This is a genomic window from Pseudomonas maumuensis, from assembly GCF_019139675.1.
GTDB classification, from domain to species: Bacteria; Pseudomonadota; Gammaproteobacteria; order Pseudomonadales; family Pseudomonadaceae; genus Aquipseudomonas; species Aquipseudomonas maumuensis.
Window position 1 is genome coordinate 2,671,070 of the sequence record NZ_CP077077.1, and the last position, 15,387, is coordinate 2,686,456.

Genomic DNA, 15,387 nt, shown 5'->3' on the forward strand with positions numbered 1-15,387 from the left:
GTGCGGCGCCCCTCAATCGATCGCCCATCCTATGCTGGTCATTACCATAACCCGGGTCTCATTCAGGGGTTTGCCGACGCTGGTGGCCACTTGGCCGAGCCCGACGATGTCGGACTGAACCGCGGCATCGCCCGCCCAGACTGGTAGCTCGGTGATCTGGTAACTGTAGGTCAGCTCGGATTGTCGGCGCCCATTGTGTTCGACTGGCGTGCTGAAGCTTTTGATAGCGGTGACCTGAGCCTTGCCGAAGCACAGCCCGCCAGTGCTCGCGCCGTTCGCCTTGCGCCCCGCATCGGCCTTGTAGTAGCGGCGGCCCTCGTCGGTCAGGTCGTAGGCGTAGTAGATGTCGGTGCGCGCCGGTTGCCAGAGACGCTCCGGCACTTCGGTGCGGGCAACTTCACGTTCGCTGACCACCCCGACCTGGGCCAGGGCGTGCAAGGCTTTATTGGTGCCTTCCACATCGAAGTCACGGGTGCGGGTGGGAAAGGCGCTGATCACGAAACAGCGTGGGTATTGAGTATCGAGGTAGGCTTGGGCGGTCTGGCGCAGCTCGGTTTCACTGGGCTGCTGGCCGTCCGAGCAGCCGACCAGTGCTGCCAGCAGAGCCAGTGGGATGATCTTCCTGTCCATCGTGAGACTTCCTTGAGTTGCCAATTGCAGGCCAGGATTAGAACCCGCGCGCCAGAGCGGCCGCAATCGTGGCAAGTCGACATATCGCCCGTGCTGTGCGCTGTTTGGCAAAGCCTGCTGCTGGCAACGACCGGCGGCCAACCGGCAAAGGGTGGGCGTTCAGCCATACTCCTCTGATTGCGCCCCGGCACTGTCGGGGCGACCTGAAGCGGGCAAAGAGGAGCAAGCGATGGCCAAGGGCAAGCGCAAGGTTGAGGGCGACGAGAAACTCGGACGCAAGACCTACGAGGCGGAACTCAGGCGGCTGCACGTGGAGCTGGTCAAGCTTCAGCAATGGGTGGTGGAGAAGGGCCTGAAAGTATGCATCGTCTTCGAAGGCCGGGATGGCGCGGGCAAGGGCGGCACCATCAAGGCCATCACCGAGCGCGTCAGCCCACGGGTGTTCCGCGTGGTGGCGCTGCCGGCGCCGACCGAGCGCGAGAAGACCCAGATGTACGCCCAGCGCTACCTGACCCACCTGCCGGCGGCGGGCGAGGTGGTGATCTTCGATCGCAGCTGGTACAACCGCGCCGGGGTGGAGCGGGTGATGGGCTTCTGCAGCGACGAGCAGGCCCACAAGTTCCTCAGCGTGGTGCCGATGTTCGAGCGGATGATGGTCGAGTCGGGGATCATCCTCATCAAGTATTGGCTCGAGGTCAGTGCCGAGGAGCAGACCCGTCGCCTGCAGGACCGCATCAGTGACGGGCGCAAGTTGTGGAAGCTGTCGCCGATGGACGTCAAGTCCTACAACCGCTGGGACGACTACACCCGCGCCCGCGACGACATGTTCGCCGCCTCCGACTCCTCCTGGGCACCCTGGTACATGGCGCGCTCGGAGGACAAACGCAAGGCGCGGCTGAACATCATCAGCCACCTGTTGCAGCAGATCCCGTACAAGAACCTCAGTCCAGAGCACAAGGTGTCGCTACCCAAGCGCGGCAAGATCGGCAAGTACAAGGCACAGCCTTATCCTTTCAAGATGGTGGCGCAGCGGTTCTGAACCCGCCGCCGTTTACTGCGCCTTGCGGGTATCGATGCTCACCACCACCGACATTCCTGGCCGCAGGTGCCTGGCTTCGGGCTGATCGCCATCGACGGTGATCCGCACCGGAATGCGCTGGGCGATCTTGACGAAGTTGCCAGTGGCGTTGTCGGCCTGCAGCAGGGCGAACTCAGAACCGGTGGCCGGAGAGATCTGCTGCACGTGGCCGTGCAGCTTCAGATGGTTGAGGGCATCGACGGTGAAGGTGGCGGGTTGGCCGATGCGCACGTTGGCCATCTGCGTTTCCTTCAGGTTGGCGATCACCCACAGGGTATCCGGCACCAGCGCCATCAACTGCGCGCCGGGGTTGACGTAGGCGCCCAGGCGGGTGCCGATCTGCCCCAGCTGGCCGTCGCGCGGGGCCTTGACCCGAGTGTTGTCCAGGTCGATGCGAGCCAGTTCCACCGCGGCCTTGGCGTTTTCTACCGAGGCCTCCAGCGCGGCGCGGTTGACGATCACCGTCTCGCGGTCCTGGCGGGCGATTTCCAGTGCGGCCCTGGCCTGGGCCAGGCTGGCGACGGCGGCGGCCTGGCTGGCGCGACTCAGGTCCAGTTCGCGGCGCGACACCGAGCCGTCGCTTACCAGCGCCTGGTTACGTTGCAGGTCGGCGCGGGCCTTGTCGGCCTGGGCGGCGGCGTCGGCGATCGCGGCCTGGCGCTGGGCAATGGTGGCCTCGGCGCTGTTGCGCTGCTGCAGGTTGTTGGCCAGCGCCGCCTGTTGCTGCTTGAGCTGGGCAACGGCCTGGGCAAGGCGCTGGGTGTAGATGCGGTCGTCCAGGCGCACCAGCAGGTCGCCCTGTTTGACGAACTGGAAGTCATGCACCGGCACCTCGACGATGTAGCCGCCCAGCTGAGGGCCGATGATCGTCACCTGGCCGCGCACCAGCGCGTTCTCGGTGCTTTCGATGGCGCTGCTGAACGGCGGCAGGCGCCAGGCGTAGAGCACCAGCAGGATGCCGGCCAGGGCCACGGCGGCGAAGCTCAGCGACGACAGCAGGCGTACCCGCCGGGTACGCGCCGGGCTGGTCGGCTCGCTCGGGGGCGCGCTGCCTTCCGGAGTTTCGGCGATGGCGGTGGTGGTGGTCGTTGGCGTTTCCTGGGTCATCGGTTGGAGGCACCGCTGGTGGAGTGGGTATAGCGCAGGTACAGGCTGCGGATGAAGATCCAGATCATGGTCAGGATAGCGATGGCGCCGATCAGCATGAACACATCGTTGTAGGCCAGCACATTGGCCTCGCGGGTCGCGGCGTTGGCCAGCAGGCGCATGCCGGCTTCGTTGCGCAGCGCAGGGTCGGCCAGCACCCCGGCATAACCGGCGCCGCCTCCCTGGACCCGGGCGCTGACCAGGGGGTCCAGGGCACCCAGGCGGTCCATCAGCTGGCTGGAGTGGAATTTCTCCCGCACCGTCTGGAAGGTGCCCAGCAGCGCCGAGCCGATCAGCCCGCCGAGGTTGTTGCAGATACCGAACAGCACCGAGAAGCTCACCAGGTTGCGCGGGTTGGCGCGCACATGGCTGATGCCCAGCGCCATCGACGGGCCGACGAAGAAGGTGCTGCCGAAGGCCAGCAGGAACTGGCTCAGGTACATCTGCGCGGGGCGGGTCAGGTTGCTCGAGCCACTGTCCATGAACGCGCCGGTGGCCATCGCGGCCAGGGAGATGAACAGCGGCAGTACCAGGTGCGTGGGGTTGATGGTCAACGCGCTGGTGGCAAGGCCAGTGATCGCGCCCAGCAGCATCACCGCGTACAGCGCGCGCATCTGCTCGTTGCCCATGTTCAGCGCCTGGAGGAAGCCCACCGCGCCGGTGGACTGCTCGGAAATCACCATGCGGATCAGGATCACGCACAGTGCCAGGCGAATGATCGCGCCGCTGCCCAGCCACCGGGTCATCAGCAAAGGGTTGCTGCGGTTGTGCTCGATGGCCAGGCCCGAGAGGATCAGGGCAATGGCGCCGGCCAGGGCGACGCCGATCCACGGCGCGTCCAGCCACCAGTCTATGCGCCCCAGCGACAGCGCCGCGCAGAGCAGGGCAGTGCCGCTGGCCATCAGGGTGAAGGTGAGGAAATCCAGTGGCTCGAAGGTTTTGAAACGGTCGCCGGGCGGTAGCTTGAGCAACAGCACGCAGCCCAGCGCGGTCAGGGCCAGGCCCAGCTCGAACAGATACAGCCCGCGCCATTCGGCGATCTGCAGCAGGTCTTCGGAAAACACCCGGGCCAAGGGTACGGCCAACTGCGAGGCGCCCAGTCCAAGGACCATCGCCTTGAGCCGCCATTGTGCGGGGAAAGCCTGGATCATGTAGTACAGGCCCAGAGAACTCAGCGCGGCGCCGACCATGCCATGGGCGGCGCGCACGGCGATGGCCGAGTTGAGGTCGTTGACGAACAGGTGGGCGAGGGTGACCAGCGCGTAGAGCACCAGGAACACTTCGGTGAAGGCGCGCAGGCCGAACTCCTGGCGAAACTTCACCAGCAGCAGGTTCATCGACACGTTGGTCATCACGTAGGCCGCCGGCAGCCAGGCCATCTCCGCGCTGGTGGCACCGAGGGCGCCCTGCAGAAATGGCAGGTTGGCCACCACCAGGGCGTTGCCCAGGCCGCCGGTGATTGCCACCAGCAGGCCGACTACGCCGAAGGCCAGGCGCTTGGCCGGGGCGTGCAGCGGCGTCGAGGGCGAACCGGGCAGGCTGGGCTTTTCGTGTGGCAGCCACTGGCGGGGGGCGTACTTGTCCATCAGGTTGTCCGTTACCGCGGGTGTTCAGACTCTACGTGAATGGCCGGGGGGATGAAAATACGGCTCAGGCGTCGATCGGCAGGCGCATGGCGCAACGGTGCTCCAGGCCGTGGGCCAGCTCGCTGGCGAGGATAGCGCGCAGGCGGGCGTCCAAGCGTGCCGCAGGGATGGGCTTGAAGCCGTAGCGCGCATAGAACGGGGCATTCCAGGGGACATCGTCGAAGGTGGTCAGGGTCAGCCAGGCCAGGCCCTTGAGGCGAGCGGTATCCCGTGCCTGGTCCAGCAGGCCCCGGCCCAGGCCGTGGCCCTGGGCCTCTTGCCGCACGGACAGCTCATGGATATGCAAGGCGTCGTCGGCGATGCTGGCGCAGAGAAAACCCAGTGCCTGGTCCTGGTCATCCACGGCGACCCAGCTGCAACCTTCGCTCACGAATGCCAGGTGTTCGGCTTCATTCATCACCTCGCTGTCGGCCAGCCAGGCGAGGTGCGGCAATTGCCGGAAAGCCTGGGCGGCGGAGCGTTCCAGGGCCGGGAGCAAGGGGGCATCCTCGATGCGGGTGGGGCGGACAAGCATGGTGGAGACAAGACCTGTGGGCGGGGCGTCGTTGCGCAAGAAGACGGAGTTTGCCAGATCGACACGGGAAGTTGTTGCAATGTAATTGTTATAACGTAACATTTGCATTCTTCCTCCCAGGCAGGACCCTCACCGTGATCCGCAGAAACCCCTCCGGCCATCTCCCGCAAATCGCCGAATCGGCCTATATCGACCACACCGCCATCATCTGCGGCAAGGTGATCATCCACGACAACGTGTTCGTCGGCCCTTATGCGGTAATCCGCGCCGACGAGGTGGACGCCAGCGGCGACATGCAGCCAATCGTCATCGGCGCCAATTCCAATATCCAGGATGGCGTGGTGATCCATTCCAAATCCGGCGCGGCGGTGCGCATCGGCCAGTACAGCTCGATCGCCCATCGCTCCATCGTCCATGGCCCGTGCGAAGTCGGCGACCGGGTGTTCATCGGCTTCAACAGCGTGCTGTTCAATTGCAAGGTCGGTGATGGCAGCGTGGTGCGGCACAACTCGGTGGTCGACGGTCGCGACTTGCCGCCGCGCTTCTACGTGCCGCCTACCGAGCACATCGGCCCGCATACCGACCTGGAGCGCTACCCGCCGGTCAGCGTGTCGGCCTCGGAGTTCTCCGAGGACGTGGCGCGCACCAATATCGACCTGGTCCAGGGCTACAAGGCCTTGCAGAACGAGTTCTGAGCATGGACACGCTATTGGTGCGCAATGCGCGGCTGGTCAACGAGGGGCGTGAATTCGAAGCCGACCTGCTGGTGCGCCATGGGCGCATCGAACGGATAGCCGGCAGCCTAGACAACGCCCGCGCGGCACTGGAGATCGATGCCAAGGGCGCCTGGCTGCTGCCGGGGATGATCGACGACCAAGTGCATTTTCGCGAGCCGGGGGCGCCGCACAAGGGCAGCATTGCCAGCGAGTCGCGGGCGGCGGTGGCCGGGGGCATCACCAGCTACATGGACATGCCCAACACCAACCCGCCGACGTTGACCCTGGAGGCGCTGGCCGACAAGAAGCGCCGGGCGGCGGCGGGTTCACGGGCCAACTATGGCTTTCACTTCGGCGTTAGCCGCGACAACCTCGACACCATTGCCGCCCTGGACCCTCGCGAAGTGGCCGGGATCAAGGTGTTCATGGGCGCGTCCACCGGCGACATGCTGGTGGACGATCCGCAGGTGCTGGAAAAGCTCTTCGTCTATGCGCCGACCATCGTCCTGGCCCATTGCGAGCACACCCCGAGCATCCTCGAGAACGAGGGCTGGTGGCGGGCGCGCCACGGCGAGTTCATCCCCCCGGCCGCGCACCCGCTGATCCGCGATGCCGATGCCTGCTACCGCTCCTCGAGCCTGGCGGTGCAGTTGGCCCGGCGCTTCGGCACGCGCTTGCATGTGCTGCACCTGACCACGGTGCGCGAGCTGGCGTTGTTCACGCCTGGCCCGGTGAGCGGCAAGCACATCACCGCCGAGGTGTGCCTGCACCACTTGCTGTTCGACGACAGCGATTACGCCAGCCTCGGTCATCTGATCAAGTGCAACCCGGCGATCAAGACCGGCACCGACCGCGACGCCTTGCGCAATGCCCTGGCCCGCGACCGTATCGATGTGATCGGCACCGACCATGCGCCGCACACCCTGGAGGAGAAGCGCCGCGTGTATACCCGTGCGCCGTCTGGCCTGCCGCTGGTGCAGCATGCCTTGCCGGCGGCGCTGGAACTGGTCAGCGAAGGGGTGCTGAGCATGGCCCAGGTGGTGACCAAGACCAGCCACGCGGTGGCCGAGCTGTTCGCCATCCGCGAGCGCGGTTTCCTGCGCGAGGGGTACTGGGCGGACTTCGCCATCGTCGAGCGCTTGGCCAGGCCACGGGCGGTGGCGGACGACCCGATCCTGGCGCGCTGCGGCTGGACGCCGTTCCAGCAGCGCGCCTTCCACCATGTGGTGCGTAGCACCGTGGTCTCGGGGCAACTGGCCTGGCACCAGGGCCAGGTGCGCGACCCGTGCCAGGGGTTGCCGCTGATGTTCGACCGTTGATTCGAGCCAGGGGCCGCTGCGCAGCCCCTGTGGGAGCTGGCTTGCCAGCGAAAGGGGCGCGGCGCGCCCCCAGCATTTCGGAACTTTGCCATGACTGAAGAGCAATTGTTGCAACAACCTGCCGCCGCCTACATGAACGAACCCCAGCGGCAATTCTTCCGCAACCTGCTGCTGGCCCAGCGCGGCGAGCTGCAAACGCGGATCGAGCAGGAGTTTCGCGCCCTGCGCGAGCAGGAGATACACAGCGACCCCGCCGACATCGGCAGCGCCGAGGAGGAACGTCACTGGCAACTGCGCTCGCTGGAGCGGGAAAAGAAGCTGCTGGACAAGATCGACCAGGCGCTGGAACGCCTGGCCCGGGGCGACTACGGCTGGTGCGAGGAAACCGGCGAGCCGATCGGCCTGCGCCGCCTGCTGCTGCGGCCCACCGCTACCCTGTGCGTCGAGGCCAAGGAGCGCCAGGAACTGCGCGAGCGGCATGTGCGCGACAGCGTCTAGTCGATGTTCAGGCCCTGAGCCTGCAACTGCCAGCGCACCGAGCTGACGCCTTTCTCCAGGCTCACGCGGCCGACCAGGCGCTCGAGCTGGGTCGGTGCCTGGGGCGTGCCGAGCAGTTCGGCGCGTACCTCCAGGCGTGCCGGGTCGGCCAGGTCCTCGCTGTGCAGCGACTGCAGGCGCAGGCCCGGATCGCTGAGGCTGTGCAACATCAGGCTGCGCACCTGGATCTCGTCCTCGGCGCGGCAGACGATGCGTACTTCGTAGCGCTGCTCGACCTCGCTGGCCGGGACCATGTCCTGGCGGTCCAGGCGTTGGGCGAGGTCACGCAGCAGGATATTGGCGCATAACACCACCAGGCTGCCCAGCGACGCCTCCAGCAGCAGCCCAAGGCTGCACAGCACGCCGACCGCGGCGGTGCACCAGAGGGTGGCAGCGGTGTTCAGGCCACGCACGTTGAAGCCGTCGCGCATTATCACGCCACCGCCGAGAAAACCGATGCCCGACACTACGTAGGCGGCGATGCGCGAGGCATCGGTGGGCGCCATGCCCGGCACGGCCTGGGTCATCAGCACGAACAGGCAGGCGCCGGTGCTGACCAGGGCGTTGGTGCGCAGGCCCGTCAGGCGCTGGCGCAGTTGGCGCTCGGCACCGATCAAGGCGCCGAGCAGCAGGGCCACGCTGACGCGCAGCAGAAAGATTTTCCAATCCATAGCGAACTCCGTTCCGCGGGCGATGGCCCGCATGGGCGCCGACTTGAGACGGCGCGATTGCAAACAAGGAATGCGCAGGACCACGCCCATGCCGGATGGCAGGGCTGGGAAGCAAGGAGGAATGTTCAGCCAGGGAGGGCCGAAGGAAACCACCGTCTACCGAGTACGGCGAGACAGTGGCAGGAACGCTGCCCGGACTAGCTCGCCGTGTGGGCCTGTCGCAATCGACTGGGGCTACTGTCCAATGCAGGGTCTCCTGGGTGAGGGATGCTTTAGTGCGCGGCGGACCATACGCCTCGACCCGCGCAGGGTCAAGGCGTGGATCATGACAATTGTGTTACGCCAAGCACTGGCAGATGCTGGCCTGGGTACATCCTTCATGGAAAATCCCTCCGAATGACCTGACGGCAATGGTACCCTTGCGCCTTTCGTTGCCACCCCCCCCGGACCGATCCATGTTGTTCAATCTCGCCGTGCTGTTCGGCACCCTGGTGGCCATGGAGGGCGTCGGCACGCTGGCCCATAAGTACGTCATGCACGGCTGGGGCTGGTGGCTGCACCGCTCGCACCACGAGCCGCAATTGGGCATGCTGGAAACCAATGACCTCTACCTGCTGGCGCTCGGGCTGATCGCCGCTGCCCTGGTGATGCTGGGCAAGGCCGGGCATGCGCCGCTGCAGTGGGTCGGCGGCGGGGTGGCGGGGTATGGGCTGGCCTACGTGCTGGCCCACGACGGCTTGTTCCACCGTCACTGGCCGCGTGCGCCGAAGCCGGTCAACCGCTACCTCAAGCGCCTGTACCGGGCGCACCGCCTGCACCATGCGGTGAAGGGACGCCAAGGCAGCGTGTCGTTCGGGTTCTTCTACGCACCGCCGTTGCGGGTGTTGAAGCAACAGCTGAAGCGCCGGCGGGGTTGAGATGTTGCCGGGGGCGCGATGCGCCCCTATCGCCGGCTCAGTTCGCGACTTTGCGCTCGATGGTGTTTTCAACCGTTTGCCCGCGGCTCACCCACCAGCCGAACCCCGCCGCGGTGAAGAACATGATCAGGCTGTAGATCGCCGCCGGCACCGCCATGGTCGCGTTGTTCAGCAGCGACGGGCTCAGGGCCAGGGCGATGGCCAGGGTGCCGTTGTGGATGCCGATTTCCATGCCGATGGCGATCGCCTGGCGCTTGGGGATGCTCAGCAGACGTGGCACCCAGTAGCCCACCGCAAGGCTGAGCAGGTTGAACAGCAGTGCGGCGCCGCCAACGATCGGCGCGTACTCGACCACGGTCTGCCAATCCTTGGCCAGGGCCAGGACGATGGTGAAGGCCAGGAACAGCGCCGCGACGATCTTCATCGGTTTTTCCATGCGCGCGGCGAAGCGCGGCGCCCAGTGACGGATCAGCATGCCCAGCGCCACCGGCAGCAGGACGATGGCGAACACCTGCATGACCTTGGCGAATTGCAGCGGGATGGCCTGGTCCGATTCCATGAACCAGGCCAACGACAGATTCACCAGCAGCGGCATGGTGAGTATCGCGATCAGCGAGTTGACCGCGGTCAGGGTGATGTTCAGCGCCACGTCGCCGTGGGCCAGGTGGCTGAACAGGTTGGCGGTGGTGCCACCCGGGGAGGCCGCCAGCAGCATCAGGCCTACCGCCAGCGCCGCCTCCAGGCCGAAACCGTTGGCGATCAGGAAGCACACCAGCGGTAGCAGCAGAATCTGACAGGTCAGGCCGATCACCACGGGCTTGGGGTACTTCACCACGCGGGCGAAGTCGGCCAGGGTCAGTGACAGGCCCAGGCCGAGCATGATGATGCCCAGGGCCAGCGGCAGGAGGGCGGTGAGCAAGGGGGAGGCGGTCATGGTGGTCTCTCGGGCGAAGGATCCCGAGGAGTGTAGAAGGGGGCGCAATGATAGCTAATCGTGTCTGGGCGATCTTGGTAACCGTTTGTTACTGGCCTGGCGACCCCATGTCGCGTTGCGATGCCGCGCCCGGGGCAGTAGCATTCGCGCTTTTGCCGAGGATTCGCCCGTCATGCCGTTCCAGCAAGGTCTGCTTGCCACCCCGGTGCCGGCCCATGCCCGCCACCTGTTCTTCGCCCTCGATTCCCTGGAGGCGCTGCCGGCCGTACTCGACCAGTTGTTGCCACAGGTCGATGGACAAAACCTGATCCTGGGCGTCGGCGCGCCGTTGGCCAAGGCCCTGGGTCGCCAGGTGCCGGGCCTGCGCAGTTTCCCGCAACTGGACGCGGTGGTGGAGAATCCGGCGACCCAGCACGCCCTGTGGCTGTGGCTGCGCGGTGCCGAGCGCGGCGAGCTGTTCCTGCGCGCCCAGGCCTTGCAGCAGGCGCTGGCGCCGGCCCTGCGCCTGGTCGACAGCGTCGACGGCTTCCTGCACCGCGGCGGCCATGACCTGACCGGCTACGAAGACGGCACCGAGAACCCGGTGGACGCAGACGCCGTTGCCGCCGCCATCGTGCCGGGCGACATCCCCGGCCTGTCGGGTTCGAGCTTTGCCGCCTTCCAGCTGTGGAAGCACGACCTGGGCTACTTCAAGTCGCTGCCCCAGGCCGAGCAGGACAACATCATCGGTCGCCGCCTGAGCGACAACGAAGAGCTCGACGACGCGCCCGAGTCGGCCCACGTCAAGCGCACTGCCCAGGAGAGCTTCGCGCCCGAGGCGTTCGTGGTGCGGCGCTCGGTGGCCTGGACCGATGAGCGCGGCGCGGGCCTGGCGTTCGTCGCCCTGGGCTTCTCGCTGGACGCCTTCGAGGTGCAGCTGCGGCGCATGAGCGGGCTGGAGGATGGCGTGGTCGATGGCCTGTACCGCTTCAGCCGGCCGTTGAGCGGCGGCTATTACTGGTGCCCGCCGCTGGGTGAGCAGGGCGCCGACCTGAGCCTGTTGCTGGGCTGATGGATCCTGGGGTGCGACCAGGTGTCCACCGCAAACCCTGCAGCGCCTATGCGACCGAGCGCCGCCCGTGCGGCGCATCGCGGATGAATCCGCTCCTACATCTGTTGCAACGTGGCCATGCCTGATAGGCCATGGTTGTCAGCCTTGTGCGCTCGACGCGATTTTTCGGCGGGCATTGCAGCCGCCCCACCTGCCTCAAGCCCTGCGCCAAGGCAGGCAACCATGGCCTGACAGGTTCGGTACGTTGCAACGAATGTAGGAGCGGATTCATCCGCGATGCGCCGCGCGGGCGGCGCTGGATCTGATAGGCGCTGCAACACCAACGTTGTACACCTCGAAAGGGCTGCCCTTCAGAACGGCACCGCCACCGTCAGCTGGCTGTAAACGTTGGTCCCGCTGCCCACCTGGTTGCCGCCATTGCTTGCATCCTTGCGCGGCTTGAACAGCCCCAGCAGCGGGGTGACGATCAGGTGCTCGCTGACCGCCCATTCCACATACAGGTCCAGCTCCTGCGCATCGAGGTTCAATGTGTCGCGGCTACGCACCGTGTCGAAGTCGAAGAACAGCGCGCCGAGGGTCAGATTGTCCCGTGGCGTGGCCTTCAGGCCGACATGGTGGATGCCGCTATTGGTGTTGAACGGCCCAGCGTAGTTACCGGCGACCTCGCCCTGGATCCAGGTGCCGTAGCCGCTGGAAAGCCCCGTGAACAGCAGGTCCCAGCCTGCGGAGTAGCGGGTGTAGCGGTAGCTCAGCTGCGGCGCCCAAGGGGTGTCGGCGAAGGTGTAGGCCGCTTCGCCGTACCAGGCGGTCTCATGCCCGCCGCGCTTGTCCTGCCAGGCGTATTCGAAGGCCAGGCGGGTGTTTGCCAGGCCCGCACTGCCTTCGCCCCGCACGCTGTAGACATCCATGCCTTCGCGGGCCTTCTGGAATTCGCTGGCCCACTGGTCGGTCACGTCGATGCCGTGGATATAGGTCAGGCCCAGGGTACCCAGGTCATGGGTGTAGTCCAGGGTGCCGGCCGCCAGCTCGGTTTCGGCCTGGGCACGGTTGTCGGACTTGAGCCACAGCACACTGCCATGCAGCCCCTCCTTGCCGCCCAGGCGCAGCACCGCAGTGCGGTCGAAGGCGTGGCGCGCGCCTAGGTAGAAACCGCCGCCACGGTTGAGCTGGCCGTCGGCCGGGCCCTTGCCCAGGTTGGGGCCGTCGTCGTTGATCAGGAAGCCGTTGCCCAGGCGGATCACCTGGCGGCCGCCGGACAGGTCGACGCCATCCTTGCCCAGCAACGGGAACAGGTCGCCCGAGCGCCAGCCCAGGTAGGCGTCCTCGATCTTGGTGGTGCGTTCCGAGCCGTCCTGGTTGCCACCAGCGTCGCCGTCGCCCCAGGCGCCTGAGCTGACCCAGTTGAGGGCGCCGTACAAGCTGCCGTTGCCGCCCAGACCCTGGTCGCCGCTGAGGCCGTACTTGATGAAACCCTCGCGCCAGGTCGAGCCACCGGGGGTGCCATCGTAGTTGTGGCGGCTGTTGAACATGCCCCAGACCGCGAGCAGATCTGCGTTCAGGTGGCTGTCTTCGTCGGCGTACAGCTCGTAGGCCGGGCTGGCCTGGCCATGGATCAGCAGGGTCAGTGCCGTGGCCATTGCGGTGCGACGTGGAGTGAGACGCATGGATCGATCCTCGTTTGTTGTGTGCGGTCTTGAGTGCCGCGTCGTTGTGGAGGCAGTGTCGAAGGGCGACGGGCTATTAGCGCGTGGAACGCTGGCGGTGGTCTTGCCCGTGGCTGCCAGCGCTCTTGCATGTCGCCGCCATCACAGGCGCGCGGCGGTCTCCGGCAGGGTGGCGCCGCCGTCGACCACCAGGGTCTGGCCGGTGATGTAGCGGGCGGCGTCGGAGGCCAGGAACAGCATCGCGGCAGCGATATCGATGGGCTCGCCCAGCCGCCCCAGGGGCACGCCGGCAGCGATCCGGGTGTTCAGGGCCGTATCGCCGAGGTTGTCCATGGCCGGTGTGCGCACCATCCCTGGTTCCACGCCGTTGACCCGCACATTCAGCGCCGCCAGTTCCAGTGCGGCATTGCGAATGAAGCCATTGATCCCGGCCTTGGACGCGGCGTAGTGGCTCAGACCCGGGTAAGCCACCCTGGGCCCGGTCACCGACGAGGTGGCCAGCACGCATCCGCCACCCTGGCGGCGGAACAGGGGCAGGGCGCCCTGGGCAAGCCAGAACAACGCCCCCAGGTTCACCGCCAGGGTGCGCTGCAACATTTGCGGATCGATCTCGGCGAATGGGGTGAGTGGAAAGTACGCAGCGTTGTGTACCAGCACATCCAAGCGTTCCAGCCCGGCCAGCATGGCGCCGATCGCGCCGGGGTCGGCCAGGTCGAGAATCTCCCCACGAACCTCGTGCCCCAACGCCATCTGGGTTTCGACCAGGTGTTGCAACGCCGGCGAATCGAGGTCCACCGCGAGCACCCGGGCGCCGCCTCGGGCGAACCCCTCGACGATGGCCTGGCCGATGCCGCCCGCCGCGCCGGTGACCAGCACCGTGCGGCCTGCGAAGTCGTAACGCGCATTCATGCCGACGGCTCCAGGCGGGTAAAGGGCAGGGTTGGCACGTCGACCACGCTGGAGCCGCCGTCGGCGGTGATCACCGTGCCGGTGACGATGCTGGCCTCGGCACTGATGAGAAACTGGCACACGGCGGCGATCTCGACGCTGCTGGCCGGGCGGCGCAGCGGCACGTCGGTGGTGACCCGGCGGTAGGCGGCATCGAGGTCTTCCTGGTAATGCGCCATCAACGTCTGCAGCTCCTGGTCCGCCATGGGTGTGCGTACCCAGCCCGGGCAGACACAGTTGACCCGCACGCCGAACGGTCCGTAGTCGCGGGCCAGCGAGCGGCTCAGACCCACCAGGGCGTGCTTGGCGGTGGTGTAGCCGCAGACCTCGGGGCCGGCGGCCAGCGAGGCGATGGAGCCCAGCAGTACCAGGCTGCCACGCCGTTCGCGCAGCAACGGCAGGCACGCCCGGGCGGTGTGGAAAGCGCTGTCGAGGTTGCTGCGCAGCGCCTCGCCCCAGGCACCGTCGCTGGTCTGCTCGGCGGCTCCCAGGCCATGGCCGCCGGCGCAGGCGATCACCGCGTCGAGGCCGCCGAAGCGGGTGCGCACTCGTTCGATAAAGCCGGCCCAGGTGGCGCTGTCGGCGGCATCGCCGGCCAGCACCAGGCCATCGCAGCGTTGCGCGACCCGCTCCAGCGCCGCGCGGCGACGGCCCACCAGCGCCACCTGCCAGCCCTGGCTGGCCAGGCGCAGGGCGCAGGCTTCACCGATGCCACTGCCGGCCCCGGTGACCAGCACGCTGCGGCTCACTGCCCATGCTCCGTGCGGTTGAGCACCCGGCAGTGGGACGCCACCGGGAAATTGGCCAGCGCATCGAAGCCGCCGCCCTGGTAGCCGAAGATCTTGCCGTCGCTGCGGTGCCGCGCCAGGTCGATCATCACCAGGCCCAGAGTGGGCACGATCTTTTCGCACCAGACGAACAGGTACAGCTGCTCGGCGATCTTGTAGTAGTACGCCCGGTCGGTGTCGCACAGACCCTGTTCGACGCCCTTGAGGCACTGCCAGCTGTAGTAGTTGGCGTTGAGGTAGATGTGCTCGTATTCCTCGGTGGGGCTGTAGCGGTAGTGGTTGCGCAGGCCGACCAGCTCGGTGCTCGGCGCGTGGGGGCAGGCGCCGGCCTGCCAGGGGCGGTCGAGGCTGCCGTGCAGGAAGCTGGCTTCGACGCCGGTCAGTGCCTCGCCGGCCAGGGCCAGGGCGTACAGGCCGCGCTGGACGCGGGCCTGGTCGGGCAGGCGGCCGAGCACGGCGGTGAAGGCCTGCGCCAGGGTGTCGAGCACCAGCGACACCGACCAGGCCTGGCCGGCCTCGTGCTTGATGAAGTCGACCAGATAGATACCGGGGCGTACCGAAGTGGCCCGGTAGCCGGCGCTGCCGCTGCTGTGGCCGTCCGCCGCGTGCCAGTGAAGGCGCTCGCTGTCGAAGCGGTGCTCGATGATCCAGCCATTGGCGAAGTGCAGGTTGAGTGTGCGCCCGGACAGATCGGCCAGTTGCGGCAGGATGAAGGCCTCGGGGGCAAAGCCGTCGGCGAGTGCGCCCACGGTTATCCAGTCGGCGGTATTGGGCATGGCGGTGACTCCTGTGGTTGGGGTGGCCACAGGGTGCAATGGCGCGGCGGGC

16 protein-coding genes are annotated in these 15,387 nt (G+C 66.9%); 6 read left to right on the plus strand and 10 right to left on the minus strand.

Annotated features, from left to right (window positions below; all coding sequences use genetic code 11):
* Nucleotides 1-12: 12 nt before the first annotated feature.
* Entirely contained in the window at nucleotides 13-630 is a 618-nt protein-coding gene (locus KSS90_RS12000; RefSeq protein WP_217869564.1) for an SEN1982 family lipoprotein, read from the minus strand.
* A 229-nt stretch (nucleotides 631-859) separates the two neighbouring features.
* Between KSS90_RS12000 and ppk2 the strand changes: the two genes are divergently transcribed.
* On the plus strand, nucleotides 860-1,669 hold the full coding sequence (gene ppk2, locus KSS90_RS12005; RefSeq protein ID WP_217869565.1) for a polyphosphate kinase 2: 810 nt from the start codon (nucleotides 860-862) through the stop codon (nucleotides 1,667-1,669).
* Between the two features lie 12 nt (nucleotides 1,670-1,681).
* On the opposite strand, the gene KSS90_RS12010 is transcribed toward ppk2, so the two are convergent.
* From KSS90_RS12010 to KSS90_RS12020, 3 genes are all read right to left on the minus strand, one after another.
* Nucleotides 1,682-2,815 (minus strand): HlyD family secretion protein, encoded by a 1,134-nt coding sequence (locus KSS90_RS12010; RefSeq protein ID WP_217869566.1) that lies wholly within the window; start codon nucleotides 2,813-2,815, stop codon nucleotides 1,682-1,684.
* Complete coding sequence (locus KSS90_RS12015; RefSeq protein WP_217869567.1) at nucleotides 2,812-4,440, minus strand: MFS transporter; 1,629 nt, start codon at nucleotides 4,438-4,440, stop codon at nucleotides 2,812-2,814. The genes KSS90_RS12010 and KSS90_RS12015 overlap by 4 nt, the downstream gene beginning before the upstream one ends.
* A gap of 64 nt (nucleotides 4,441-4,504) precedes the next feature.
* A complete protein-coding gene (locus tag KSS90_RS12020) occupies nucleotides 4,505-5,014 on the minus strand; it encodes a GNAT family N-acetyltransferase (protein ID WP_217869568.1) in 510 nt (169 codons plus the stop codon).
* A gap of 134 nt (nucleotides 5,015-5,148) precedes the next feature.
* Between KSS90_RS12020 and KSS90_RS12025 the strand changes: the two genes are divergently transcribed.
* The 3 genes from KSS90_RS12025 to dksA all read left to right on the plus strand — a co-directional run bounded on the left by KSS90_RS12025 (nucleotide 5,149) and on the right by dksA (nucleotide 7,547).
* The gene (locus KSS90_RS12025) at nucleotides 5,149-5,709 is read left to right on the plus strand and encodes a gamma carbonic anhydrase family protein (RefSeq protein WP_046855480.1); all 561 of its coding nucleotides are present in this window, start codon (nucleotides 5,149-5,151) and stop codon (nucleotides 5,707-5,709) included.
* Nucleotides 5,710-5,711: 2 nt separating this feature from the next.
* Nucleotides 5,712-7,049, plus strand: a complete 1,338-nt coding sequence (locus KSS90_RS12030; protein ID WP_217869569.1) for a dihydroorotase — start codon at nucleotides 5,712-5,714, stop codon at nucleotides 7,047-7,049.
* A gap of 90 nt (nucleotides 7,050-7,139) precedes the next feature.
* Entirely contained in the window at nucleotides 7,140-7,547 is a 408-nt protein-coding gene (dksA, locus tag KSS90_RS12035; protein WP_217869570.1) for an RNA polymerase-binding protein DksA, read from the plus strand.
* On the opposite strand, the gene KSS90_RS12040 is transcribed toward dksA, so the two are convergent.
* The gene (locus KSS90_RS12040; RefSeq protein ID WP_217869571.1) at nucleotides 7,544-8,257 is read right to left on the minus strand and encodes an MgtC/SapB family protein; all 714 of its coding nucleotides are present in this window, start codon (nucleotides 8,255-8,257) and stop codon (nucleotides 7,544-7,546) included. The two genes, dksA and KSS90_RS12040, sit on opposite strands and share 4 nt — an antisense overlap.
* Nucleotides 8,258-8,712: 455 nt before the next feature.
* Here KSS90_RS12040 and KSS90_RS12045 point away from each other — a divergent pair, with 455 nt between their 5' ends.
* Nucleotides 8,713-9,174 (plus strand): sterol desaturase family protein, encoded by a 462-nt coding sequence (locus tag KSS90_RS12045; RefSeq protein WP_217869572.1) that lies wholly within the window; start codon nucleotides 8,713-8,715, stop codon nucleotides 9,172-9,174.
* 37 nt (nucleotides 9,175-9,211) lie between these two features.
* On the opposite strand, the gene KSS90_RS12050 is transcribed toward KSS90_RS12045, so the two are convergent.
* The gene (locus KSS90_RS12050) at nucleotides 9,212-10,108 is read right to left on the minus strand and encodes a bile acid:sodium symporter family protein (protein ID WP_217869573.1); all 897 of its coding nucleotides are present in this window, start codon (nucleotides 10,106-10,108) and stop codon (nucleotides 9,212-9,214) included.
* Nucleotides 10,109-10,280: 172 nt separating this feature from the next.
* Here KSS90_RS12050 and KSS90_RS12055 point away from each other — a divergent pair, with 172 nt between their 5' ends.
* Entirely contained in the window at nucleotides 10,281-11,159 is an 879-nt protein-coding gene (locus KSS90_RS12055; RefSeq protein ID WP_217869574.1) for a Dyp-type peroxidase, read from the plus strand.
* A gap of 350 nt (nucleotides 11,160-11,509) precedes the next feature.
* On the opposite strand, the gene KSS90_RS12060 is transcribed toward KSS90_RS12055, so the two are convergent.
* From KSS90_RS12060 to KSS90_RS12075, 4 genes are all read right to left on the minus strand, one after another.
* On the minus strand, nucleotides 11,510-12,796 hold the full coding sequence (locus tag KSS90_RS12060) for an alginate export family protein (RefSeq protein WP_225933183.1): 1,287 nt from the start codon (nucleotides 12,794-12,796) through the stop codon (nucleotides 11,510-11,512).
* A gap of 168 nt (nucleotides 12,797-12,964) precedes the next feature.
* Nucleotides 12,965-13,732, minus strand: coding sequence for an SDR family oxidoreductase (locus tag KSS90_RS12065; RefSeq protein WP_217869576.1), 768 nt, complete (start codon nucleotides 13,730-13,732; stop codon nucleotides 12,965-12,967).
* Nucleotides 13,729-14,520 (minus strand): SDR family NAD(P)-dependent oxidoreductase, encoded by a 792-nt coding sequence (locus KSS90_RS12070; RefSeq protein ID WP_225933159.1) that lies wholly within the window; start codon nucleotides 14,518-14,520, stop codon nucleotides 13,729-13,731. The genes KSS90_RS12065 and KSS90_RS12070 overlap by 4 nt, the downstream gene beginning before the upstream one ends.
* Complete coding sequence (locus tag KSS90_RS12075; RefSeq protein ID WP_217869577.1) at nucleotides 14,517-15,335, minus strand: molybdenum cofactor biosynthesis F family protein; 819 nt, start codon at nucleotides 15,333-15,335, stop codon at nucleotides 14,517-14,519. The genes KSS90_RS12070 and KSS90_RS12075 overlap by 4 nt, the downstream gene beginning before the upstream one ends.
* Nucleotides 15,336-15,387: the final 52 nt, after the last annotated feature.

Bases quoted from the DNA above. Each gene is read 5' to 3' on its own strand.
- KSS90_RS12000 (WP_217869564.1), bottom strand. From the start codon at position 630: ATGGACAGGAAGATCATCCCACTGGCTCTGCTGGCAGCACTGGTCGGC.
- ppk2 (WP_217869565.1), top strand. From the start codon at position 860: ATGGCCAAGGGCAAGCGCAAGGTTGAGGGCGACGAGAAACTCGGACGC.
- KSS90_RS12010 (WP_217869566.1), bottom strand. From the start codon at position 2,815: ATGACCCAGGAAACGCCAACGACCACCACCACCGCCATCGCCGAAACT.
- KSS90_RS12015 (WP_217869567.1), bottom strand. From the start codon at position 4,440: ATGGACAAGTACGCCCCCCGCCAGTGGCTGCCACACGAAAAGCCCAGC.
- KSS90_RS12020 (WP_217869568.1), bottom strand. From the start codon at position 5,014: ATGCTTGTCCGCCCCACCCGCATCGAGGATGCCCCCTTGCTCCCGGCC.
- KSS90_RS12030 (WP_217869569.1), top strand. From the start codon at position 5,712: ATGGACACGCTATTGGTGCGCAATGCGCGGCTGGTCAACGAGGGGCGT.
- dksA (WP_217869570.1), top strand. From the start codon at position 7,140: ATGACTGAAGAGCAATTGTTGCAACAACCTGCCGCCGCCTACATGAAC.
- KSS90_RS12040 (WP_217869571.1), bottom strand. From the start codon at position 8,257: ATGGATTGGAAAATCTTTCTGCTGCGCGTCAGCGTGGCCCTGCTGCTC.
- KSS90_RS12045 (WP_217869572.1), top strand. From the start codon at position 8,713: ATGTTGTTCAATCTCGCCGTGCTGTTCGGCACCCTGGTGGCCATGGAG.
- KSS90_RS12050 (WP_217869573.1), bottom strand. From the start codon at position 10,108: ATGACCGCCTCCCCCTTGCTCACCGCCCTCCTGCCGCTGGCCCTGGGC.
- KSS90_RS12055 (WP_217869574.1), top strand. From the start codon at position 10,281: ATGCCGTTCCAGCAAGGTCTGCTTGCCACCCCGGTGCCGGCCCATGCC.
- KSS90_RS12060 (WP_225933183.1), bottom strand. From the start codon at position 12,796: ATGGCCACGGCACTGACCCTGCTGATCCATGGCCAGGCCAGCCCGGCC.
- KSS90_RS12065 (WP_217869576.1), bottom strand. From the start codon at position 13,732: ATGAATGCGCGTTACGACTTCGCAGGCCGCACGGTGCTGGTCACCGGC.
- KSS90_RS12075 (WP_217869577.1), bottom strand. From the start codon at position 15,335: ATGCCCAATACCGCCGACTGGATAACCGTGGGCGCACTCGCCGACGGC.